Here is a 22973-nt window from a genome sequence, read left to right as displayed (position 1 = left end):
TAATTAATCAAATAATAAACGGAAAAGGAGATATAATGGAAATTAAACATGATTATAATGTGCAATTATTTAAAGAAAAAGGATTTATCAGAAAACAATGCAAAGAATGCAATCAATATTTTTGGACTTTGGACCCTAAAAGAGAGACTTGTGGAGATAGCCCTTGCGATGAATATTCATTTATAGGGAGCTCCATCACAAATAAAGAATATACTTACAATGAGATGGTAAAAGAATTTTTAAATTTCTTTGATAAAAACGGACATACTCCAATAAAAAGATACCCCGTTAGTGCGAGAAGGTGGAGAGATGATATATTATTAACAATAGCATCTATTGCAGTATTTCAGCCTTGGGTAACAAAAGGAATAGTAAAACCAGTAGCTAACCCCCTTGTGATAGCCCAACCATGTATAAGGTTAAATGATATAGACAATGTTGGAAGAACAGGGCGACATATGACCTGTTTTACAATGGGGGGACATCATGCCTTTAACACAGACGAAGATTTCAAATATTGGACAGATAGAACTGTGGAATTATGCTATAATTTCTTTACAAATTTAGGAATAGATGGGAGCTCCATAACATTTATAGAAAGCTGGTGGGAAGGCGGAGGAAATGCTGGACCATGTTATGAAGTAATTACCCACGGTGTAGAGTTGGCAACCCTTGTATTTATGCAGTATGAAAAAACAGAACAAGGAGACTATATAGAAATGCCTTTAAAAATAGTTGATACTGGATATGGTCTTGAAAGATTTGTATGGGCTTCAAAAGGAACACCTACTGTATATGAAGCAGTATTTGGAGATATTATTGGTAAATTAATGGATGATGCAAATATAAACATGAATGACATAGGCCCAAAAATCCTTGCAGAAAGTGCAACTCTTGCTGGATTAATGGATATAGAAAATGTAGGGGATTTACGAATATTGAGGCAAAAAGTTGCTGAAAAATTAAATTTAGATGTAAATGAGCTTGATAGTATATTATCCCCTATTGAAAATATTTATGCCATTGCAGACCATACCAGATGTCTTGCCTTTATGCTTGGAGATGGTATTGTTCCATCAAATGTAAAAGATGGCTATTTAGCAAGGTTATTAGTTAGAAAAACACTTAGATATATTAAAAATGTTGGATTGTCTTTATCATTAAAGGACATTGTAGCCATGCAACTTGAAAATTTAAAGGAAATATATCCCGAATTAATGGATATGAAAGAATATATTATGGATGTGCTTGAAGAGGAGGAAAATAAATATATTCAAACAATTACCAAAGGAAAGGGAGCTGTGGAAAGAATTGCCAAATCCAAAGATGAAATAACCCTTGACGATTTAATTGAATTATATGATAGTAAGGGATTACCGCCAGAGGTTGTAAGGGACATTGTAGAAGAGATTAATAAAAAAGGAAGTAAAAATAATAAAGGCAATAAAACAATAAAAATAACTGTTCCAGATAATTTCTATACCATTGTGGCAGAAAGACACGAGGAAAAGAAAGAAGACAGCAAATCAGAAAAAGGAGAAAATACAGCAGAAAAATCCACAATATCTATAAATTTAGATGATATACCAGAAACAGAATTATTATTTTACAGCAACCCATATCAAAAAGAAGTTGAAGCAAAAATTTTAAAAATAATCGGAAATGTCGTAATACTTGATAAAACAGTATTTTATCCAGAAGGAGGGGGACAAAAATACGATATTGGATTAATAGGAAATAAAAAAATAATAAGCGTTCAAAAAAATAATAACGGTATAGTGTGCCATACTGTGGAAAATACTGATGGATTAAATGAAGAGGACACAATAATAGCAAAATTAAATTGGGAAAATAGATTAAATTTAATGAGAAACCACACGGCAACCCACATAATAAATGCCGCAGCTTCAAAAGTGCTTGGAAAACATATTTGGCAAACTGGTTCAAATGTTGAATCAAATAAAGCAAGGTTGGACATAACACACTACAAAAGAATAACCAGGGAAGAAATAAAGGAAATAGAAAAAATAGCAAATCAAATAGTATTGGATGCCATACCAGTCAAATCTACGGTTATGGGCAGAAATGAAGCAGAGCAGAAATATGGATTTAAAATATATCAGGGAGGAGTAGTTCCAGGAAATATATTGAGAATATTGGATATTGAGGGCGTAGATGTTGAAGCATGTGGTGGAACGCATTGCCAAAACACTTCCGAAGTAGGATATATAAAAATACTTAAAACAGAACGAATTCAAGATGGAGTAGAAAGATTGGAATATACCAGCGGTATAAATTCCGTAAATGAGGTAAGTCTGATGGAGGATATTTTATTAAATGCCTCTTCCATTGTGGGAGTTCCATGTGAAAATTTGCCAAAAACCGTAAATAGATTTTTCGAAGAATGGAAGGAACAAAAGAAAATAATTGAGGAGCTCCATAAAAAAATTGGAGAATTGGAAAAAGGAAATCTCAATGATAAATTTGAAAAAGTTGGAAAATATGATTTATTGGTTGAAAAAGTTGAGGGAGCTCCTAAGGAGTTAATGTCTATTGCCGATAATTTAGTAAATGAAAAGGATAATTCTATTGTTATATTATTGAACAATAGTGGATATATTTTATGCAAATGTGGCGAAAAAGTAGAAATAAAAATGGGAGAATTGTTAAGAAAAATAGCAAAAGGGGGAGGGAAAGACAAAATGGCACAGGGAAAATGTGCTGATGACATTGAAACTCTTAAAAGTAAGGTTGTTGGTGAATTATAATTATTTCATGGGAGCTCCCTATTTATTATAGATATGTATTTGATAGATATTAGGATATAATAAATTATAGAAGAATAAATAATATAATACAAGAAATAGTGATAAAAATATGTTTGTGCCATCCCATATAACTGGATTTTTTAAAATATATAAGGACAGTAATAAAAATATACTACAAATAGGCTCAATTGGTGCAGGAATAACATTAAATAAGGGCGTAGATACCACCATAACAAAAGGAGACAATGAAATATACTTTAACAACAAAAAAATCAATTTGCGTCCAACAATAGAAGTAATTAATCAATGTAATATTGATAATTATAAAATATCCCATAAATCAGATTTTCCATTAAGCAGTGGGCTGGGCGTCTCTGGTGCCTGTGCCTTGGGAGTTGCTAATTTATTAAATAAAGATAATAATAAAAATAATAATTCATTAGAAATGGCACACATATCAGAAGTCAAATGCGGAACTGGGCTTGGTGATGTAATAGCACAACGGACAAAAGGTTTTGTTGTGAGGGAACTCCCTGGAGTTCCAAATTTTAAAACTCAAAAAGTTCAAAAAATATCTATAAAAAATATAGATAATTATAATGTTGTTGTTGAAATACTTGGGAAAAAGGAGACCAGTCAAATTATAAATAATCCCCAATGGATAGAGAAAATAAATAAAATAGGCGATGAATTATTATTAAAATTATTAAAAAATCCAACACTTCATAATTTTATGGATTTATCCTATTATTTTGCAAAAAATACGGGATTAGCAACGGATAAAATAATAAATATTTGCAATGATTTAAATTTTACAGTGGGGGCTTCTCAGGCTATGCTGGGCAATACTGTGTTTTGCATATGTGAAAATAAGGATTTAAATGATGTATTATCTATATTAAATAATCCTATTATATGTAAAATTTATCAATAGGACATTTATTAAACAGGGACAACCTATAACAAATATTATATATTTCTTATTTTAATTATATTAGTTATATTAAGATGCTTATAATTTTTACATTTTTACAATCTTTTATAATTCAATATTTTATAATATCATGCAATATAATAATGATAATAAATAACAGAGGTAAAAAATGAATAATAAATACCTTTTAACTACGGCATTGGCATATACAAATGGACCACTTCATTTGGGACATGCTAGAAGCACATACATACCTGCGGACATAATAAAAAGATATTTGAAATTAAAGGGCAATGATGTAATTCATGTTGGGGGAACAGATAATCATGGTGTTCCCATCACACTTACAGCGGAAAAGGAAGGAGTAAAACCCGAGGATATTGTAAATAAATATCATAATGAAATAAAAAGAGATTTGGACAATTTAAGCGTAGAGTTTGATAGCTATGGAAAAACCCACAGCGATACCCATATACAAAATGCTCAGGAATTTTACAAAAAACTTAAAGAAAATGGATATATTTATGAAAAAGAAATAGAACAATTTTACTGTCCTGATTGCGATAAATTTTTAGCAGATAGGTATGTTGAAGGAAGTTGCCCATTTTGCGAGGGTGAGGCAAGAGGAGACCACTGTGAAGTTTGCGGAAGGCATCTTGAACCTACCGAGTTGGTAAATCCTTACTGTGTAATTTGTAATGCTACTCCCCAGCTTAAAAAAACCACCCACTATTTCTTTAAATTAAGTGCTTTATCTGATAATTTGGACAATTATGTAAAAAATTCAAATATGCCCGACCATATAAAAAATATGGCATACAGTTGGATTAGGGAGCTCCATGATTGGGATATATCCCGAGGTATAAAATGGGGAGTGCCAATTCCAGATGACGAAAACCAAGTTATGTATGTTTGGTTGGAAGCTCCTATTGGATATATCTCATTTACAAAGATGATGGGCGATATTTGGAAAGAATACTGGTTAAAAAATAATGATAATAACACAGAAAACCAGAACACAAAAATATGGCACTTCATAGGTAAGGATATTACTGTGCATCATGCCGTATTTTGGCCAGGGATGTTGCTTGGGCATGGTGAATACAACCTACCAAATTCAATATTTAGCGGTGGCTATTTAACTCTTGAAGGAAAAAAGATGAGCACCAGTAAAAAGTGGGTTGTTTGGGTCGATGATTTTATTAAATACTTTGATTCCGATTATTTGAGATACTTTTTAATGGCAAATGCTCCATTAAATAGAGATTGTGATTTTTCATTTGATGAATTCCAAAAAAGGATAAATACGGAGCTCATTGCAATCATTGCAAACTTCACACATAGGGCTTTAGTATTCTCCCATAGAAAATTTGGAGCCTTACCTGTTATAGATAAACCAGAAGAGGAATTGAATAAAGAAGATTTGGCTTTACTTGATAAATGCTCGGAAACCATTGAAAAATATAATAAAAATATGATGGATTGTAATTTAAAAGATGCACTGGTTGATATAATACATTTAGCAAAAGAAGGAAATAACTACTTCCAAAAAATGGAGCCTTGGACAGTTGATGATGAAAATAGATTAAAACAAATAATGTTTGTTTGCGGAGTAATTACAAAGCATATTGCTTATTTATTGTATCCATTTATGCCAAATAAAACAAATGAATTATTGGATTTAATGAATGAAGAGATGGATTTAGAAATAAGAGGAAATGAATTAAAAAAGCCAATCGTTGTATTTTCAAAAATTGAAAATGATACAATTAAAATGGTAAAGGAAAAACTATTAAAATCAGAAAATAGTAAAAATACAAAGAATAAAAAGAAAAATACAAAGAAAAATAAAAACGGTGAAAAAATGGAATTAATTGGTATTGATGATTTTGCTAAAATTGAATTAAAAGTTGCTCAAATATTGGAAGCTGAGGAAGTTCCTAAGTCCAAAAAACTTTTAAAATTAATTGTAGATATTGGAGACGAAAAAAGGCAGGTTGTAGCTGGAATTAAAGGACATTACACGCCAGAAGAATTAATTGGTAAAAAAATTGTATTAGTATGTAATTTAAAACCTGCTAAATTATGTGGCGTTGAATCCCAAGGAATGGTATTGGCTGCTGGTGATGAGGAAGTGGCTTTATTATCGCCTGAAAAAGACCTTCCAGTAGGAAGCACAATTTGTTAATATTTTATGGGGGCTTTAAAATTTTTTCTTGGAAAATTTTAAAGTCATAAAACTTGCGAAGCAAGTTTGAAATTCCAAGGAGTTCCTTTTATTTTATTTTATTTTTTTATTTTTTTTAAATTTTATCTCTATTTTTACACATATTTTTATATACTGTCCAATACAAATTATAATATATAATTATTGGAGGGATATTATGCTATTTTTAGAAGTTAAATTTTTAGACTTGGATTTAGAGGCTAATGCCGTGATTATAAATGAGGAGGATATAAAAGGCACAGCATATTATTCACAAGACAGAGTATTAATAGAATCCAAAACATGTTCTTTTATCGGGACACTTCAATCAACAAAAACAATGATTAAACCGGGCGAAGTAGGAGTTAGCAAATATATTAAAGATGTAAAATTAAATGAAGGTGAAGAGGTTCGAGTAAGACATGCTCAAAAACCACAGTCTGTCTCATATATACGAAAAAAAATGAATGGTCAAACCTTAACTGCTGATGAAATTCATACCATTATTGATGAAATAGTTTCAAAAAAATTAACCAATGTCGAACTTTCTGCATTTTTAGTATCCACATACATAAGAGGAATGAATACGGAGGAAATAGTAGCGATGACAAAAAGAATGGCGGAGACAGGGGACACAATACAATGGGAAAAAAGACCCGTTGTAGATGTCCATAGTATTGGGGGCGTTCCAGGTAACAAATATGCTCTTTTAACTATTCCCATAGTGGCAGCGGCCGGAATGACTATTCCAAAAACCTCTTCTCGAGCAATTACCTCCGCAGCTGGAACAGCTGATGTTTTAGAAGTAATAACAAATGTAAATTTAAGCTGTGAGGAAATACAAAGAGTGGCAAAAACAACAGGAGGATGTTTGGCATGGGGCGGAGCTGTAAATTTAGCACCTGCTGACGATATTATTATAAATGTGGAAAGGCCCTTATCAATAGACCCACAACCTCAATTATTGGCAAGTGTAATGGCTAAAAAGATAGCAACTGGAATTGATTATACGGTAATAGATATACCTGTTGGATATGGAGTTAAAATAAAAAATGAAAAGGAAGGAAACCAGTTGGCAAGAAAATTTATAGAGTTGGGGGAGCTCCTCGGTATTCGTGTTGAATGTGTTTTAACCTATGGTGGTCAGCCAATAGGTAGGGCAATAGGTCCAGCTCTTGAAATAAAAGAGGCTCTAATGGCATTGCACGACCCAAAATCAGCACCAAATAGTTTAATTGAAAAATCAGTATCTCTTGCAGGAGTATTATTGGAGCTCGGGGGTAGAGCACAAATTGGGCAAGGTCAAAAAGTGGCGTGGGAAATATTGGAATCTGGAAAAGCACTTGAAAAATTCAATGAAATAGTGGTTGAACAGGGGGGAACAATAACAAAGCCGGAGGAAATTGAATTGGGAGAATATACAATGGATATTCGCTCACCAAAAGATGGATATGTTACGGGAATATCGAATAAATTAATAACAAAATTGGCAAAAGAGGCAGGATGCCCAAAGGATAAAAAAGCAGGAATTTTTTTAGGGGTAAAAACAGGAAATAAGGTAAATAAAGAGGATATATTATATACCATATATTCAAGTTCAGAGGAGCGATTAGATGCAGCCGTTAATTTTGCAAGAAGAACATATCCCATTAAAGTTGAGGGAATGATGCTTAAAAGATTGAGTAAATTTTAAATTATAATATTGGAGCTCCGATAAACATGCTTTCCGAAGGACTATAATAAATCTTCAATTTTTTCCGATATTGGGTATATTTTATGATAATCCAATGAATAATTTTTTCCCGAACTAACTAAAAGATATGGATTTATAAATAATATCTTTTTATCCGATTTCCGTTGGAGCTCCCCTGGTAATTTTACTTTTAGAGCTATATAAGGTATAGCTCCAAAGAGCTCCGAGAAATTTATTAATTTATCGACATCATTATTTGAAATATAAAATTTTTCATTTGATGTGGCCTTACATTCAAAAGCATATATTTTTCCTTTTTTTCCAGCCACTATGTCCACACCATGACTTCCCGCACTTCTAATTACGGCAAAACCTTTATTTTCAAATAATTTTTTGAGCTCTCTTTCAAAATTTGAGCCTTTTATATATAATTGTCTTTTCAATTCAAACTCACCAACATTAAAAATTATATAAAAATAGTAAAAATAATAATATTATATTACTTTGAAGATAATTCTTCCTCAACTATTTCTTTAAATAAGTCTACTTTAATTTTTTTATCTCGTTTAATAATATTATCATATTCTCTGTTTATTTCTTCTGCATCTAATTTTTTATTTTCTTCTTTTTCCAATTCATCCAATGCCTTTGAAATTATCGTTAAATTTTTCTGTTCTGCCTCTAACTGGTGAAAACCTTCCCTAGCTCCACCTCCCCTATATGCCCTACATCTTCTTTTATCCCATATTGGAAATCCTCTGTCCCTACAAAATATTTTATTTTTTTCTAAATTTCTGACTTTTTCGGCAACTTCTTCAACTACGCCCCATTCACCTTCAATATATCCTCCAAAACAGGTTTCTTTTACTTTTATATCATAATCTAATGAGTTTATAAATCTAAATAATTTCGAGGGGGATGTTTGAGCATCATCTGCCAATACTAAAACTTTTGTTTTCATTGTGTTTTTATTATTTTTAGTCGTCATGTCATACCACCTAAACTATTGCTCTATCTTTATATCTAACCTGCAAAACAAGTTTAAGATTATAAAGATTTTCTTTCAGAAAATTTTTAAATATTATTAAACCAATTAGAATAATGTTCCTCCACATATAATTTAATATCCTCAGGAGTTAAACCAGAAACATAACTGTATAAAGATATGCCCCCAGCTCCAACTCCTTCCTTTACAGAGCCAGAACAATATGATTTTAAACCATCAAGTTTTGAGTTTTCGTAATTGAATTTTGAAGCAAATAATGGAACATTTTGATTTATCTGTTCTACGAGGCTTTTTAAATCGGCATTTTTATCATTTAAAACAAATTCCGTAGTTCCCAGTGCTACAAGTCCGGAATTTAAAATATTCTCTTTTTTATATTTTTCATCAATTTTTTGAATTACTGAGAGTACAGAAGCCATCTGTGTCCCTCCTGCTAAAATTACTGGCTTATTTTGATTAATTGAGGAAAATACCATTCCAGCCACTACTGGCATCATTTTATCCCCGACGGCATTTAATACTTCAAATACATTATTTGATTTTGCCTTTTTTAATCCTGTTTCTACGACTTTTAATTTTAAACCAATGGGATTATCCACAGAGCCCGAGGATATTTTGTTTTTTGCATCATATCCTAATCCCATTAATACGCCCAATGCCGTTGTGGTTCCTCCTGGAACACATTCTCCAATAATTAATGTATCGGATATTATGTTTTTACCAAGGAGCTCCCCGATTTTAAATAATTCTTTTGAATTAGGCATGGCTTTACCTTTATAAATATCGCCTGTGGGAGTGCTATCAACTGACATATGGGGTATTTTTGGTTTTATGGCACTACCTGCATCAATGGTTAAAACTGGAATGTTATTTAATACCACATTTGCCCGAGTAATAGTTGCAGGAGTTGGGCAACCTGTGGCATCAATTGGAGGGTTAGGCATCGATAAACTTTTGCCCATCATTACAAGCTCCATATCCGCTGCGGGTGTGTATTCTATGACATCTTTATGAACTCCAGATATTGGAACATATTTTGTAGTTTCTATGGAGGAAAGCACACAGGAAAATTGGATTTTTTTATTATTATTTATATTATCCTTTATTTTATCCAAAAATCCAACGGTATCATTTATAGATATTATGGGCATCATATCACACAATATAATATTTTATTATCTATTAATATCTCACACAATATAACATTATTTTATTGTATTACTATCTTTAATATGCAATATCTTCGTCTTCATCAAGGTAAAGCCTATATTGTTCAATATCGTCCCCCAATTTATTGACTATTGACCTTGCAACTCGTGCAGGTTCTCTTGATTTTGTAATTCCTCTTCCAACAACCAATATATCGTATTTATTTTTTAAATCCTCAACGGTTTCCGCAGAAACTCCGCCAGCCACTCCTAAAATTATATTGTTATCAAAATCTTCTTTTGATAGGGAGCTCCTATTTTTATTATTATCTTTATTTATTTCTTCATCAATTCCCCTATGCACCATTAATACATCTGGCTTTAATTCTAATTTATTGTATAATTCTACTGGATTATTTAAGTTTATGGTGTCAAGATAACTCATTATACCGCACTTTTGACATTCATGAATACCTTTTAATATTGTAGATTTTGGTGCAAGTCCGCTAAGAACAACAGCATTTGCAGTAGCTTCAAAAGCCATTCTTACCTCAATCCTACCCGTATCTAATGTTTTTAAGTCAGCTACGATAAATCCATCAAATATTTCTCTAATTTGCTCTATTACTTCAATTCCGTATTTTTTAATCAATGGAGTTCCTGCCTCTATTATTATTCTATCACTTTGAGGTAATGACTCAACGATATTTTCCATACTTTCAATGGTTGGCACATCAAGGGCAACCTGTAAATAGGGGGGTCGTTCTAATTTTATATCTCTAAATCCAACTAATGGGTGCAATGCCCTGTATTTTTCCTTTTTAATTTTTTCAGCCGAAGGATATTCTGATAATGCCCTATTTATTGCTAATTTTGTGGCCCCATAATAATATTGAAATAATTTTCTTTTATTTATCGTAGTAAATGGAACATCGGGAACAGATACAGTAATTACGGCTTTTAAATCATTGTCAATTCCTTCTTTTTCGCCCATATCTGCTATTGCCTTAGCCACTCCATATTGTATTACTCCATTGAGGAGCTCCACCTGAATTTCTGAATTAATATCGTTCTGTGGGACTACTATTGTTAGTGGTCTTACTATTAAATTATCTCTTAAATTGGCAAATATTGGAGAAGGTCTCCGTGTGAGGGCATTTGTAAATGCTGTATCTATTTCAGTTCCTTTTCCTATTATTACATTTACAATAGCCTTTAAATCAGTTCCAAGAATTGCCTCACCAAATTTTATCATAATATCCTCAAATAATATTTTCATATCCTTTTTTAAATTTATTAATAAAAATCATTGAAAAAACAAAATAATTTATAATATGTTCAATAGCCATAAAATCTATGTATTAAACCATAATATTAAAATCATATCGTATGAATTTTATGGCTGCAAGGAGCTCCCTAACGAACCATATTAATATTTATTAATAATAAATATATATTAATAAATATAATAATATATAAAATCATAATATTGCGAAAATAGTATATGGCACACCGTATATAAGTTTTTGCCATTTTTAACTTATTCCGCAAGAAGTCCCCTTCCGTAAGGGATTAAACAAAATCCTTCGGATTTTGTAGCATTTCCGAACAATAGTGAGGAAAACTTAAAACCGTTAGGTTTTAGGTCTTCGCTTCGCTACGGGGGGATGAATTATGATAAAAACCTTCGGTTTTTATATATTTCCTTCGCTTCGCTCGGAAATGCGGGCAAAACATTTATATAGTTTTTAGCATAAACTACTACTATTTATAAGTAATCAAACTGTGATGCCAATGATGAGGACTTATAAGTTCAGGATTTACCCATCCAAGAGTATCCAAGAAACAATAGAAGAGCACTTAAACATTTGTAGATACCTCCATAATTACCTTTTAGAACAAAAAACTAAAAATCCGAAACTAAACAAAATGGATACTCAAAAACTAATCACAGAGCATAAAAAGGAGAATCCTGAACTTAAAAAAGTCCATTCTAAAGTCCTTCAAATCTCAAAAAATCTCTTCGAGATTTTTATACGATTTTCTCGCTACGCTCGAAAATAGTAAATAATAAACTTTGGGGGAATCTTAAAGCGTTAGGAAAACTAAAACAGAATGGTCATAAAGTAGGTAAATTAAGATTCAAATCATCTAAAAACCATTACAAAACGATAGAATACAATCAATCAGGTTTTAAGATTAAGGATAACAAACTTTACTTATCTAAAATAGGAGAAATTTCCATAAAACTACATAGAAAAATTAAAGGAGTAATCAAAGGAGTAATCATAAAAAAAGAACCAACTGATAAATGGTTTGCCTTCTTTCAAGTGGAAGAAGAACTTAACCCACTACCTAAAACCAATAAGGTTGTAGGTATAGATTTGGGAATTAATGCCTACACCGTTGATTCAGACGGGAACAAGTTTGAAAATCCCAAATTCATAGATGAAACATTAGATAAAATAAAGAAAGTCCAAAAGAACCTATCTCGAAAGGTTAGGGGTTCTAATAACTATAAAAAGACCAAATTAAAACTTATTAAAGTTTATGATAAACTGAACAATCAGAAAAATGATTTCCTTCATAAATTATCAAGATACTACATAAATAACTATGATAAAATAGTTTTAGAGGACTTAAACATTAAGTCCATGGTTAAAAACAGAAAAAGCCAGAAGACCTTAAATCGTCATATTATTGACGGTTCTTGGCGTAAATTCATAAATCTACTTCTCTATAAGGCGGAGGGTGCTGGTAGAGAGGTAATACTCATAAATCCTGCTCATACTTCTAAAAAATGTTCCAACTGCGGTTGTGTTGTTGATAAATTAAAATTATCCGATAGAATCTTTTTTTGTCCAAACTGCAGTTGGAAAATTGATAGGGATTACAACGCATCCTTGAATATATTAAAGTCAGGGCTTGGAGAGTCCGTTGTGCCTGCGGAGGGGAAACCTCTACTCAGAGTTATACCTTATATGAAAGTAATCTCTGGGCAAGTATCCCCTATGAGTCAGGAAGCCTTGCCCGAAGGGCGAGGGCTACGAAAACCGAAAGGTTTTCGTTCAACCCCGTCCGTAAGGGAGGGGTAATTCACTATTGCATATTTTTAGACAATTCTATGTATCTCAGTGCATTATCTTTAATATCCAATATTTCGTCTTCCGTAATTGTTCTTATTGCGTTCCCGGGAGCTCCCACAACAAGACTATTATCTGGTATTTCTTTATGCTGTGTAATAAGTGTATTTGCCCCAATGATGCAGTTGTTTCCTATTTTTGCACCGTTAAGTATGGTGGCATTCATACCAACAATCACATTATTGCCAATTTTACAACCATGAACAACAGCACCATGTCCAACCGATACATATTCTCCTATTTCGGTTGGATATCCTTTTGAACAGTGAATTACGCAATTATCTTGAATGTTGGAACCTTTTTTAATGGTTATTTTATCCACATCTGCCCGTATAACTGCACCATACCAAACATTTACATAGTCTTCAAGTATTACGCCGCCCAATACAGTAGCATTTTTTGCAATTTGAACTGAACTGCTGTATTCATTATTAATATTATTATTCAATATATCGCCTCAAATATTTTTTAAATTAAGCTGGTAAAAGTTGGTATTATACTATATACAATATACTACTATACCACCCATAAAAAACCTTAGGCACAGGGAGCTCCCAATGAGGCGAATATTTAAAGCATACATTATGCCATGAAGAAACAAAAAAAATATGGGTATTTATCATTTCGCCCAAATTTGATAAAATTCATCATTGAATTATACGATTATCTCTATTGGATTGATTCCATTGTGGTAGTATATGCTTTATATGCCCAATCATCTAATATATCGCCTATGTTTCTTCTGCCCCTAATTTTTTTCTTTTTCGCCATAATTTTTAATCTATTTGTGGCTATTCTCATTTCCTTTTCAGTCATTAATGGAGCATTTGCCAAAATAGCTATCGCCTGTTTATCAATTTCATCAATATTAAATAATGTTTTTGCCTTATTGTTGGTATATCGAATTATGCCATTCATATTTTCACCAATTAAATTAAATTTTATAATGTATAAACTTATCTTAATTTAATTATTATATAATATATAAATTTATTCTTTCTGTGGAGTATTATTTTTTTAATATTTATACTATAAGATAATAATAATTTTATAATAAGTATTACAACAATTATATTATATATATTTTATGGCACATAGATAATTACAAAATCAAAATCATTAAAACAAGAATTAAAAAAGAGAGGTGATAATATGGAAATATCAATAATAGGGGCGTCAGGAAAAATAGGAACTGCAATATCTGTATTACTTGCAAAGGAAAAATATGTAAGGCATATTAATTTAATATCACGGGAAAAATCACTGGATAAGTTAAAGGGACTTAAATTGGATATATACGATGCCATAGCCGCAGAAGAATTAGATGTTGAAATCTCTGTTCATGATGAGAAAGATCTTTCGGTAGTTTGCAATAGTAAAATTACAATAATTCCAGCCGGAGCTCCGAGGACAGGAGATATGACAAGGTTGGATTTAGCTAAAAAAAATGCGGGAATTGTAAAAAGATATGCAAAAGATATAGGTAAAACTTGCGATACAAAATTATTTATGATTACAAATCCTGTTGATGTGATGACACATAAGGCACTTATTGAAAGTGGATATGATAAAAGCCAAGTTTTTGGTTTGGGGACTCATCTTGACTCCATGAGGTTTAAGGTGGCAATTGCAAAATATTTTAATGCACATATCGGAGATGTTAGAACCAGAATAATTGGGGAGCATGGGGATAGTATGGTTCCATTAATTAGCTCCACGGCGATAGGGGGGATACCAATAACAAGATTGCCAGAATATAAGGATTTTCCATATAATGAAGTGGTGGATTTTGTTAAAAATGGGGGAAAACGGATTATACAATTAAAAGGAGGTTCTGAGTATGGTCCAGCATCTGCGGTGTTAAATGTGGTTAGATGCATTGCAAATGATAATAAAAAATATTTAACATTATCCACATACCTTGACGGTGAATTAGATGGTATAAAAGATGTATGTATTGGTGTTCCCGTAGTAATTGGAAAAAAAGGAATAGAAAGAATTGTTCCTATTGAATTGGATGAAAAGGAATTTAACGACTTTAAAAAATCTGTTGAAATTGTAAAAAGATATTGGAATGAAGTTAAAGGTATTTAATAAAAAATATTTAATAAAAAAAATATTTAAAAAGGACATCTAATATTTTTACCTGCATACTTAGGATATCCTATTTCTTCTTCAATCCTAATTAATTGATTATATTTGGCTGTCCTTTCCCCTCTCGCAGGAGCTCCCGTTTTAATCTGTCCCGCATTTAAAGCAACGGAAATATCTGCAATTGTGTTATCCTCACTTTCCCCACTTCTGTGGGATACAACCACACCATATCCATTTCTAAAAGCAAGATTTGCCGCATCTATTGATTCTGATAGTGTTCCTATCTGATTTACCTTTAATAATAAGGCATTTCCAGCTCCCATTTCTATTCCCTTTTTCAATCTCTCTGTGTTTGTAACAAATAAATCGTCCCCAACTATTTGAACTCCTTTTAATTCTTTGGTAAGTGAGGCAAATCCTTCAAAGTCCTCCTCATCAAGTGGGTCTTCTATGGATATTACTGGATATTCATCACATATTTCTTTATATAATGAAATAAGTTGGTCGGAAGATAAAGGAGCTCCCTTTACAATATATTTGTTATCATCTTTATTGTAAAATTCACTTGCCGCACAATCCAAAGCAAATGTAATTTCATCTTCATAACCTGCCATTTTAACGGCATCGGTTAATAAATCAAGTGTTTCCCTTATATCGCTTACCGGTGGTGCAAATCCTCCTTCATCTCCAACATTTGAAGCATTTTTCCCATATTTGCTAACTATCACTTTTTTTAGTGTGTGGTATGTTTCAGCACACATTCTTATGGCTTCGCTGATTGAATCTGCTCCAACGGGCATAATCATAAATTCTTGGAATTCAAGGGCATTTCCCGCATGCTCCCCTCCATTAATAACATTCATCATTGGAACAGGCATAATATATGAATTACATCCACCAATGTATTTGTATAATGGAAGTGATGCCGTGCTTGCTGCTGCTTTTGCCACTGCCATTGATACGGCAAGTATTGCATTAGCTCCTAATTTTCCTTTATTTGCCGTTCTATCCAATTCTATCATATAGGTATCAATTTCCCTTTGCGTTCTTGAATCAAATCCGATTAATTCAGGTGCAATAATACTATTGACATTATCCACAGCAACTAAAACTCCTTTTCCACCAAATCTCTGGCTTTTGTCTCTCAATTCTACGGCTTCATGGGTTCCCGTTGATGCACCACTTGGAACTATGGCACTACCATATCCACCTGCGGTTAATACCTCAACCTCTACGGTAGGGTTTCCTCTTGAGTCTATAACTTCTCTTGCTTTAATATCTAAAATATCAAAAGAATTATCCATATTTTTTAACAATATTTCACCTCGGTTTTAAATATTGGGTGTATAAAATAAAAAAAAGCGTACATAATAACAATAATTGTAATAATTTAGAGAATAGCAATATAATATTTAGATTAAGACATAAAATATACCCACCTTTGGAAAATCGTATATTCACTGAAACCTGATGGCATCTCAATACGGTCGCCTTATAGGTGGGACTGTCTCCACAGTATCATATAATCAACTGCAAATATAATAAGTAGTTTAAAGTATATATAATATTCCGTGATACAATGAATGATAATGATAATATTGATAAGGATAATATTGATACAATGAATGATAATAATAAACTAATAATTGGATTAGATGAAGCTGGTAGGGGTCCTGTTTTGGGACCTATGGTTATTGCATTGGTAAAAATTAAAGGGCAAGACCTAAAAAACTTTGAAAAGTTGGATATTAAAGATAGTAAAAAACATAGTAAAAATAGACGAGAAGAGCTATTTGAGATGATTATAAATAATTATGATGTAAGATATGAAATTCTTGAAGCAAAAACTATTGATAAATTAATGAATACCATAAATTTAAATAAAATAGAATTAATGGCTTTCACTAAATTAATAAATTCTGTTTTAAAGGAAGAATATCCGAATTATAAGGAAAATAGTAAAATTCAAACAGCCACTCCGCAAATAGAAATATATATTGATGCTTGTAGTAGCAATGAAAAGGCATTTGCAAATCAAATAAAATCTAAATTAATAGTAAATGACGAAAATAATATTAAAATTATAGCCGAACATAAGGCCGACGAAAATTATAAAATTGTTTCAGCTGCATCGATAATTGCGAAAGTAATAAGAGATAGAAAAATAGAAGAATATAAAAAGATATATGGTGAGATTGGTAGTGGCTATCCAAGTGATAAAATAACACAAAAATATTTGGCAAATTATGTTGAAAAAAACAGGGAGCTCCCTGAAATTGCAAGAAAAAGTTGGAATACTTCAAAAAAATTATTAAAAAAAATTGAAGATAAAAATACCGTAGATAAAATTAAAGATTCAAAACGCATTAAAACCAATATAGAATTAAAACAAACTAAACTGGTGGAATTTTGAAAACTAAAAAATTAATAATTGACGAAAGAGAAAAAAAATATTTATTAAAAAACAAAGTAAATGAGTTTGGAAATGATTTGGGCGTAATTAATATATCGGATAAACCATTAGGAACAGCAATAAAGTCCCACAATGGCCACGAATTTTATTTAGTCGAGCCAACAACCTACGATATTATTAAGAAAATGAAAAGAAGTGTAACTACGCTGTTGCCAAAAGATATTGGTATGATAATAGCATATTGCGGTATAGAGGACGGGGAGACAGTGGTAGAAGCCGGAACAGGCTCCGCAGCTTTAACGATATATTTAGCAAATGCCGTTGGTAAAAATGGTAAAGTAATTACCTATGAAAAAAGAGCAGATGCTGCAAAAATAGCAAGAACAAATTTAGAAATTGTGGGGGCAGTGAAAGAAAACCAAAAAATAATTGGAATTGATGAAGAGGAACAAACCGAAAGCGAAAAAGAAGAAATAATAGAAACAAACGAAATAAAAGAAAGCGGATTATGTAATGTAATTCAAAAAATAGGGGATATAACCGAAGGAATTGAAGAAACCAATATTGATGTATTGGTTTTAGATATGCCTGACCCGTGGAATGTAGTAGAACATGCTAAAAAAGCTTTAAATCCTTCAAAAGGAAGAATAGCTATGTATGTTCCTTATATCGAACAGGCTAAAAAAGGAGTTGAAGCTTTAAAAGAACGAGGATTTTTAGATATTTTAACTGTTGAATGTATTGTTAGAAATATGGATATTTCAGAAAAAGGAGTTAGACCATCTACGAGAATGGTGGGACATACAGGATATATCACAGTGGCGAGAGTTAGACCACAACAAGAACCAGAGCAGGAACAGGAACAACTATAAAAATAATAAATGTGGGAGGTTAGGAGCTCCCCTATATACCATATACAAAACATTTATATATTATATTCCCATATCCTATTTAGTCGTAAAGCTTGAAGAGCTGGGAATCATCGGCATATAGTTAATCTTCAAGAACTGTCCCTTATTTGTTCTATTTTGATTTTACAATCTCTAAATTTTCCAATGGAAATTTATATGGCGTTAAATAAGTGGAAATGAGTTAGTGGAACAGTCCGAAGATTAACTACAATAAAAACCAAAAAAATAAAAAGGTGTATAGTATGGCAAGATTACACTCTGGAAAAAGAGGTTCCTCCGGTTCAACAAGACCATTAAGAACAGAAGTTCCTGCATGGGCAAACATAACCGCTGAGGAGACCGAAGAAGTAATAGTTAAAATGGCAAAAGAAGGAAAACAATCCGCAATGATTGGATTAATTTTGAGAGATTCCTATGGAATTCCTGATGTAAAATTAGTTACTGGAAAATCAGTAGCTCAAATTATGAAAGATAACAATGTTTATCCTGAAATACCAGAAGATTTATTCAATCTAATGAAAAAGGCCATTAACTTAAGAAACCACTTAGAAGAGAATACAAAAGATATTCACTCTAAAAGAGGATTACAATTAACGGAATCCAAAATAAGAAGATTGGTAAAATATTACAGAAACACAAAAGTATTACCTGCAAAATGGAGATACTCACCAGAAACCGCAAGGTTATTGGTAGAATAAATAAATTATTTATTTTCTTATTTTTTTTATTTTTTAAAAGTTATTTCCAAAATTCATTATAAAACAATTCAAAATCTTGATTATATTTTTTTCCAATCTTTAAGGCGATTTCTGCTTTTTGGAGCTCCCTACCAAAATATGATGCGTGGTCTATTTTTTTAATAAGATTATGTTCTAATGCAGTGTCATAAATTTCTTTTGAGGAGCTCCCTTTAATAATTAATTGGGGTGTTTTTCTCCTATCAAAATATATGGCAATTATTTGTTTATTTTTTCTATCAAGTTCTATTTTAAAGCTTCCTTCGTCTAAAATCTGTTTATTATTTTCTTTTGCTTCAATTATGGGAATATTGTTATAATTTTTAAATGTAATTAGTTCATCAAATTTTTTATCTTTATAATTTATTGAATCAAATCCCACATCTTTTGGAAGCGATTTTCTTTTTTTTGCTAAAAACATCATCTTTGAAGCTATTTTTAACTCTTTAATAGAGTATTTGCATTTACCAGAGGCTTCTGGCGTAAATAATATATTTGCCCCGATTTCAGAACCTATTGCCGTGAGGGTTGCATTTACTCCGTTGCTATCGGCATCAAATAATTCCGATACATTTCCCACTCCAAAGAACATTGGAATATTATTTTTTTCCTTAAATAATTTACAGGCAATAATACTTTCCGTAAAATTGCAACCATTATTGTTAATTGGTTCTAATATTGGGTCGGCTACAACCTGTATGTCATTGTCCATTAATTTTTTTATGTTTTTTTCCAATTGATTTATTTTATTGTCAATTGTTTCGGGAACTGAATTTAATTTATAGTTTGTTGGCAAAACTACTGCTGTGGTATTACTATCCTTTAAATAGGGGATTAATTCCTCAGAATTTCCGCCATCTACACTTAATATCATATCTACGCCCAACTTTATGGCAGTTATTAGTTCTTTGGTGTTAAGGGTATCTACACTAATTGGTTTATCTGTTAAATCTCTTGCTATATTTATTATTCTTTTTAATTCATTAGAATGATTTTCATTGCTAATCATACCTAAATCAATCATATCTGCCCCACTATTTAGGTAATATGTTATTTTTTCTTCTAATTCCTTATCGCTTAGCCAAGGTGTATGTATAATTTCCCCCAATACTCTCATGGGATATCTATTGCCAACTTTTAAATTTCCTATAATTATATTTTCTTTTCCATCATTGTCTATTATTGGTGTTAATTCTATTTCGTTAATTTCCTGTTCTGCCTTCATTTTTACGAATTTTGTTATTTGATTATCTGCATAATCCGTAGTAGATAACGATATTTCATTTAAATTATCAATTAATAATGGGATATCCGATGCCTCTCTGGTAGATTTATAACATAATATGTTGGTTTCATCATATACTTTGCTTAAATCATGCCTAACTAATCCGGTAATTAATATATAATCATAAATATTGCATAATTTATCATTTTTTATATTTTCAAGCATTTTAATTTCTTTTATAATCATATTTGGTGTTAAAAATGCTGCAATTGATACGGTTGCCTCATGAACATCTATAAAATTATATTTTTTTACGGCATCTTTTACTTTTGAATATGCCTGTTTTCCAGTAATTATAAGTATTTTCACAATATCACGGAAATAATTGTTTATTTTTTATTAATATTTTTTATTTGTATATTGTATTTGCCATAACCGAATATTTTATATATTATTAATATGTAGTATTTGAAGTATTTTATATTATTTTATTAATAAGTTTTAAATTTTAACCATCTATAAATAATTTAAATAAAGAAGTATAACGAAACATAAAATATACAGTGAAAACCAACTAAAAAAACTAAAAAACTAAAAAAAATAATAGAGGTGTTTTTTTTGAACGATAATATAAGTCCAATTCATTCCCCATATAAGGCTCCAAATACAATTTCCCTTGTTGCAGGAAAGGGAGATACAAATAATCCATTAAATGCTTTTGATATGGCTCTTTTGGATGCAGGAATATGTAATGTAAATTTAATTAAAATTAGTAGTATTATGCCACCAAAAGCAGAGGTAGTTCCATTACCAGATATTCCGATGGGTTCATTAGTTCCTACGGCATACGGATATAAAACAAGCGATATAAAAGGCGAAACCGTATCAGCAGCAGTTTCTGTGGCAATACCGAAGGATAAGGAATTATGCGGTTTAATAATGGAATATAGTGCAATCGGTGGAAAAAAAGAAACAGAAGATACTGTAAGAGAAATGGCAAAGACAGGATTTGAAATGAGAGGCTGGGAAATTGATAAAATCATATCCTTAGCATCTGAATGCACTGTGGAAAATATTGGCTGTGCCTTTGCAGCTGTTGCACTGTGGTATAAATAATATACAATATAAAATATACAATAAAATATATAAAAAGAAAAAAGGTGAGATTATTTGAAACATCTGGGAAAACATCTAATAATGGAGCTCTGGGATTGTGATAAACAGGCATTAGACAATCAGGCAGGGGTAGAAAAAATGTTGGAGGATGCCACCAATTCATGCGGGGCAACACTTATTTGCATAAGAACCCATAAATTTTCGCCACAAGGAGTTACGGGAGTTGCAGTTCTTGCGGAAAGTCATATTAGTATCCACACATGGCCAGAAATAGGATATGCGGCAATGGATATATTTACCTGTGGAGAGCATGTAAATCCAGAAGATGCTATTCCGGCAATAAGGGATTTTTTAAAACCTGCTAAATTTGATATAATAGATATAAAAAGAGGAAGTATGGTAGAATAAATTTATTATTTTTAAGTAAGTTAATAATTAAGGAGCTCCCCTTATATAGTTAATCTTCAATAATTGTCCCTTATCCGGCTTATTATTAAATAAAAAGACCAAGATTGACTATAATTCTAAAATTAGAGGAGTATCAAATTTAAGAGGGAGGATTATGAAATTTGATTTATGGTATTCAGAATATCAAACAAAAAGTCTTAAATTATCCACAAAAGTAAAGGATGTGCTTTATACGGGAAAATCAGAATTTCAAGAAATCCAAATTATAGATACCTATGATTTTGGAAAAGTTCTTATATTGGACAATACCTATCAAACCACAGAAAGAGACGAATTTATATATCACGAATTAATAAGTCACCCAGCACTATTTACTCACCCAAATCCTAAAACCGTTCTTGTTATAGGTGGTGGAGATGGCGGAACAGTTCGGGAAGTTGTAAAACACCCATCAGTAGAATCCATTGATTTTGTGGAGCTCGATGAAAAGGTTGTTGAAGCCTGTAAAGAACACATGCCAAAATTAAGCTGTGAAATTGATAATCCAAAGGTAAATACATTATTCACTGATGGAATTAAATATGTAGCCGAAACAGAAAAGAAATATGATGTAATATTGGTGGATTGCCCTGACCCAGTTGGACCTGCAAAAGGATTATTTGAAGAAGAATTCTATAAAAATGTATTTAAATGTCTTACCGATGATGGTATAATGGTTCAGCAGACAGAGAGCCCATTATTTAATACAGATTTAATAAAAGATGTTGGAAATTACTTAAAAGAAGCAGGATTTGGAATTATCAAACCATTGGTATGTACTATTCCAACATACCCCAGCGGATTTTGGAATTTTACAGTGGCATCGAAAAAATACAACCCATTAGAATCCGACAGGGAAGAAATAAAAGAAAAATTAAAGGAAATAGATACAATTTATTATGACGAAGATGTTCACATTGGTGTATTTTTAGCTACGCCAAAATATTTAAAATAAGTAGATATGATAATACATTAATATATATTAAATTAATATTAAATGCCCTTAATTTTTATTTTTTTATAAGAGCTTCTTTGAGATGCCCAGTTAATGACGATAAATTAGTTTCCACTCTTTTTCTAATAACTACTATAATTGGGATAAAACCTATAAGATAATATATAATCTGTATTA

21 protein-coding genes are annotated in these 22973 nt (G+C 31.4%); 13 read left to right on the top strand and 8 right to left on the bottom strand.

The features are described 5' to 3' along the window. Window positions 1–35 precede the first annotated feature (35 nt). The 4 genes from alaS to MAEO_RS03075 all read left to right on the top strand — a co-directional run bounded on the left by alaS (window position 36) and on the right by MAEO_RS03075 (window position 7601). On the top strand, window positions 36–2768 hold the full coding sequence (gene alaS / locus MAEO_RS03090; protein WP_011973337.1) for an alanine--tRNA ligase: 2733 nt from the start codon (window positions 36–38) through the stop codon (window positions 2766–2768). Window positions 2769–2877: 109 nt separating this feature from the next. Beyond that, window positions 2878–3702 carry a pantoate kinase gene (locus MAEO_RS03085; RefSeq protein ID WP_011973336.1) on the top strand — a complete coding sequence of 275 codons (825 nt, stop codon included), beginning with the start codon at window positions 2878–2880 and terminating at the stop codon, window positions 3700–3702. Window positions 3703–3871: 169 nt separating this feature from the next. Then, window positions 3872–5890: a methionine--tRNA ligase gene (metG, locus tag MAEO_RS03080; protein WP_011973335.1), complete on the top strand. Its 2019-nt coding sequence runs from the start codon at window positions 3872–3874 to the stop codon at window positions 5888–5890. Window positions 5891–6086: 196 nt separating this feature from the next. Further along, window positions 6087–7601: an AMP phosphorylase gene (locus tag MAEO_RS03075; protein WP_011973334.1), complete on the top strand. Its 1515-nt coding sequence runs from the start codon at window positions 6087–6089 to the stop codon at window positions 7599–7601. Between the two features lie 41 nt (window positions 7602–7642). Here the strand turns inward: MAEO_RS03075 and hjc are convergent, their stop codons facing one another. The 4 genes from hjc to MAEO_RS03055 form a co-directional block, all read right to left on the bottom strand. Beyond that, complete coding sequence (hjc, locus tag MAEO_RS03070; RefSeq protein ID WP_011973333.1) at window positions 7643–8044, bottom strand: Holliday junction resolvase Hjc; 402 nt, start codon at window positions 8042–8044, stop codon at window positions 7643–7645. A 56-nt stretch (window positions 8045–8100) separates the two neighbouring features. After that, a complete protein-coding gene (locus MAEO_RS03065; protein WP_048062467.1) occupies window positions 8101–8562 on the bottom strand; it encodes a methanogenesis marker 6 protein in 462 nt (153 codons plus the stop codon). A 113-nt stretch (window positions 8563–8675) separates the two neighbouring features. Then, window positions 8676–9758, bottom strand: coding sequence for a nicotinate mononucleotide-dependent phosphoribosyltransferase CobT (gene cobT, locus MAEO_RS03060; protein WP_011973331.1), 1083 nt, complete (start codon window positions 9756–9758; stop codon window positions 8676–8678). Window positions 9759–9834: 76 nt separating this feature from the next. Beyond that, window positions 9835–11010: a bifunctional 5,6,7,8-tetrahydromethanopterin hydro-lyase/3-hexulose-6-phosphate synthase gene (locus MAEO_RS03055; protein ID WP_011973330.1), complete on the bottom strand. Its 1176-nt coding sequence runs from the start codon at window positions 11008–11010 to the stop codon at window positions 9835–9837. Window positions 11011–11543: 533 nt separating this feature from the next. Here MAEO_RS03055 and MAEO_RS08015 point away from each other — a divergent pair. Continuing rightward, window positions 11544–11819 carry a helix-turn-helix domain-containing protein gene (locus tag MAEO_RS08015; protein WP_332244314.1) on the top strand — a complete coding sequence of 92 codons (276 nt, stop codon included), beginning with the start codon at window positions 11544–11546 and terminating at the stop codon, window positions 11817–11819. Further along, the gene (locus MAEO_RS03050; protein ID WP_332244313.1) at window positions 11795–12850 is read left to right on the top strand and encodes an RNA-guided endonuclease InsQ/TnpB family protein; all 1056 of its coding nucleotides are present in this window, start codon (window positions 11795–11797) and stop codon (window positions 12848–12850) included. Before MAEO_RS08015 ends, MAEO_RS03050 begins: the two co-directional genes overlap by 25 nt. Before the next feature lie 4 nt (window positions 12851–12854). On the opposite strand, the gene MAEO_RS03045 is transcribed toward MAEO_RS03050, so the two are convergent. Further along, window positions 12855–13346: a gamma carbonic anhydrase family protein gene (locus tag MAEO_RS03045; protein ID WP_011973329.1), complete on the bottom strand. Its 492-nt coding sequence runs from the start codon at window positions 13344–13346 to the stop codon at window positions 12855–12857. Between the two features lie 221 nt (window positions 13347–13567). Next, window positions 13568–13816 carry a hypothetical protein gene (locus tag MAEO_RS03040; protein WP_011973328.1) on the bottom strand — a complete coding sequence of 83 codons (249 nt, stop codon included), beginning with the start codon at window positions 13814–13816 and terminating at the stop codon, window positions 13568–13570. 234 nt (window positions 13817–14050) lie between these two features. Here MAEO_RS03040 and MAEO_RS03035 point away from each other — a divergent pair, with 234 nt between their 5' ends. Further along, window positions 14051–14992, top strand: coding sequence for a malate dehydrogenase (locus tag MAEO_RS03035; protein ID WP_011973327.1), 942 nt, complete (start codon window positions 14051–14053; stop codon window positions 14990–14992). 26 nt (window positions 14993–15018) lie between these two features. On the opposite strand, the gene eno is transcribed toward MAEO_RS03035, so the two are convergent. Next, complete coding sequence (gene eno, locus MAEO_RS03030) at window positions 15019–16308, bottom strand: phosphopyruvate hydratase (RefSeq protein WP_011973326.1); 1290 nt, start codon at window positions 16306–16308, stop codon at window positions 15019–15021. 263 nt (window positions 16309–16571) lie between these two features. Between eno and rnhB the strand changes: the two genes are divergently transcribed. The 3 genes from rnhB (at window position 16572) to MAEO_RS03015 (ending at window position 19014) form a co-directional block, all read left to right on the top strand. Continuing rightward, window positions 16572–17405 carry a ribonuclease HII gene (gene rnhB / locus MAEO_RS03025; RefSeq protein WP_011973325.1) on the top strand — a complete coding sequence of 278 codons (834 nt, stop codon included), beginning with the start codon at window positions 16572–16574 and terminating at the stop codon, window positions 17403–17405. Next, on the top strand, window positions 17402–18277 hold the full coding sequence (locus MAEO_RS03020; protein ID WP_011973324.1) for a tRNA (adenine-N1)-methyltransferase: 876 nt from the start codon (window positions 17402–17404) through the stop codon (window positions 18275–18277). Before rnhB ends, MAEO_RS03020 begins: the two co-directional genes overlap by 4 nt. Window positions 18278–18558: 281 nt before the next feature. Beyond that, window positions 18559–19014 carry a 30S ribosomal protein S15 gene (locus MAEO_RS03015; RefSeq protein ID WP_011973323.1) on the top strand — a complete coding sequence of 152 codons (456 nt, stop codon included), beginning with the start codon at window positions 18559–18561 and terminating at the stop codon, window positions 19012–19014. 40 nt (window positions 19015–19054) lie between these two features. On the opposite strand, the gene MAEO_RS03010 is transcribed toward MAEO_RS03015, so the two are convergent. Continuing rightward, window positions 19055–20647: a dihydropteroate synthase-like protein gene (locus tag MAEO_RS03010; RefSeq protein ID WP_011973322.1), complete on the bottom strand. Its 1593-nt coding sequence runs from the start codon at window positions 20645–20647 to the stop codon at window positions 19055–19057. Between the two features lie 249 nt (window positions 20648–20896). On the opposite strand from MAEO_RS03010, the gene MAEO_RS03005 reads away from it, so the two are divergent. The 3 genes from MAEO_RS03005 to speE all read left to right on the top strand — a co-directional run bounded on the left by MAEO_RS03005 (window position 20897) and on the right by speE (window position 22796). Beyond that, window positions 20897–21394: a pyruvoyl-dependent arginine decarboxylase gene (locus MAEO_RS03005; RefSeq protein ID WP_011973321.1), complete on the top strand. Its 498-nt coding sequence runs from the start codon at window positions 20897–20899 to the stop codon at window positions 21392–21394. A gap of 54 nt (window positions 21395–21448) precedes the next feature. After that, complete coding sequence (speD, locus tag MAEO_RS03000) at window positions 21449–21802, top strand: adenosylmethionine decarboxylase (protein WP_011973320.1); 354 nt, start codon at window positions 21449–21451, stop codon at window positions 21800–21802. Between the two features lie 154 nt (window positions 21803–21956). Continuing rightward, window positions 21957–22796 carry a spermidine synthase gene (speE, locus tag MAEO_RS02995; RefSeq protein ID WP_011973319.1) on the top strand — a complete coding sequence of 280 codons (840 nt, stop codon included), beginning with the start codon at window positions 21957–21959 and terminating at the stop codon, window positions 22794–22796. Window positions 22797–22973 lie beyond the last annotated feature (177 nt).

Origin of the sequence: Methanococcus aeolicus Nankai-3, assembly GCF_000017185.1 — an archaeon.
Classification (GTDB): Archaea; AGJL01; Methanococci; order Methanococcales; family Methanococcaceae; genus Methanofervidicoccus; species Methanofervidicoccus aeolicus.
This window is presented reverse-complemented; position numbering and strand designations above follow the sequence as displayed.

Coding starts and splice junctions, on each gene's coding strand:
- MAEO_RS03040 (WP_011973328.1), bottom strand. CDS start 13,816: ATGAATGGCATAATTCGATATACCAACAATAAGGCAAAAACATTATTT.
- alaS (WP_011973337.1), top strand. CDS start 36: ATGGAAATTAAACATGATTATAATGTGCAATTATTTAAAGAAAAAGGA.
- cobT (WP_011973331.1), bottom strand. CDS start 9,758: ATGCCCATAATATCTATAAATGATACCGTTGGATTTTTGGATAAAATA.
- MAEO_RS03035 (WP_011973327.1), top strand. CDS start 14,051: ATGGAAATATCAATAATAGGGGCGTCAGGAAAAATAGGAACTGCAATA.
- MAEO_RS03085 (WP_011973336.1), top strand. CDS start 2,878: ATGTTTGTGCCATCCCATATAACTGGATTTTTTAAAATATATAAGGAC.
- speE (WP_011973319.1), top strand. CDS start 21,957: ATGAAATTTGATTTATGGTATTCAGAATATCAAACAAAAAGTCTTAAA.
- MAEO_RS03055 (WP_011973330.1), bottom strand. CDS start 11,010: ATGATAAAATTTGGTGAGGCAATTCTTGGAACTGATTTAAAGGCTATT.
- metG (WP_011973335.1), top strand. CDS start 3,872: ATGAATAATAAATACCTTTTAACTACGGCATTGGCATATACAAATGGA.
- MAEO_RS03015 (WP_011973323.1), top strand. CDS start 18,559: ATGGCAAGATTACACTCTGGAAAAAGAGGTTCCTCCGGTTCAACAAGA.
- rnhB (WP_011973325.1), top strand. CDS start 16,572: ATGAATGATAATGATAATATTGATAAGGATAATATTGATACAATGAAT.
- MAEO_RS03075 (WP_011973334.1), top strand. CDS start 6,087: ATGCTATTTTTAGAAGTTAAATTTTTAGACTTGGATTTAGAGGCTAAT.
- MAEO_RS03065 (WP_048062467.1), bottom strand. CDS start 8,562: ATGAAAACAAAAGTTTTAGTATTGGCAGATGATGCTCAAACATCCCCC.
- MAEO_RS08015 (WP_332244314.1), top strand. CDS start 11,544: ATGCCAATGATGAGGACTTATAAGTTCAGGATTTACCCATCCAAGAGT.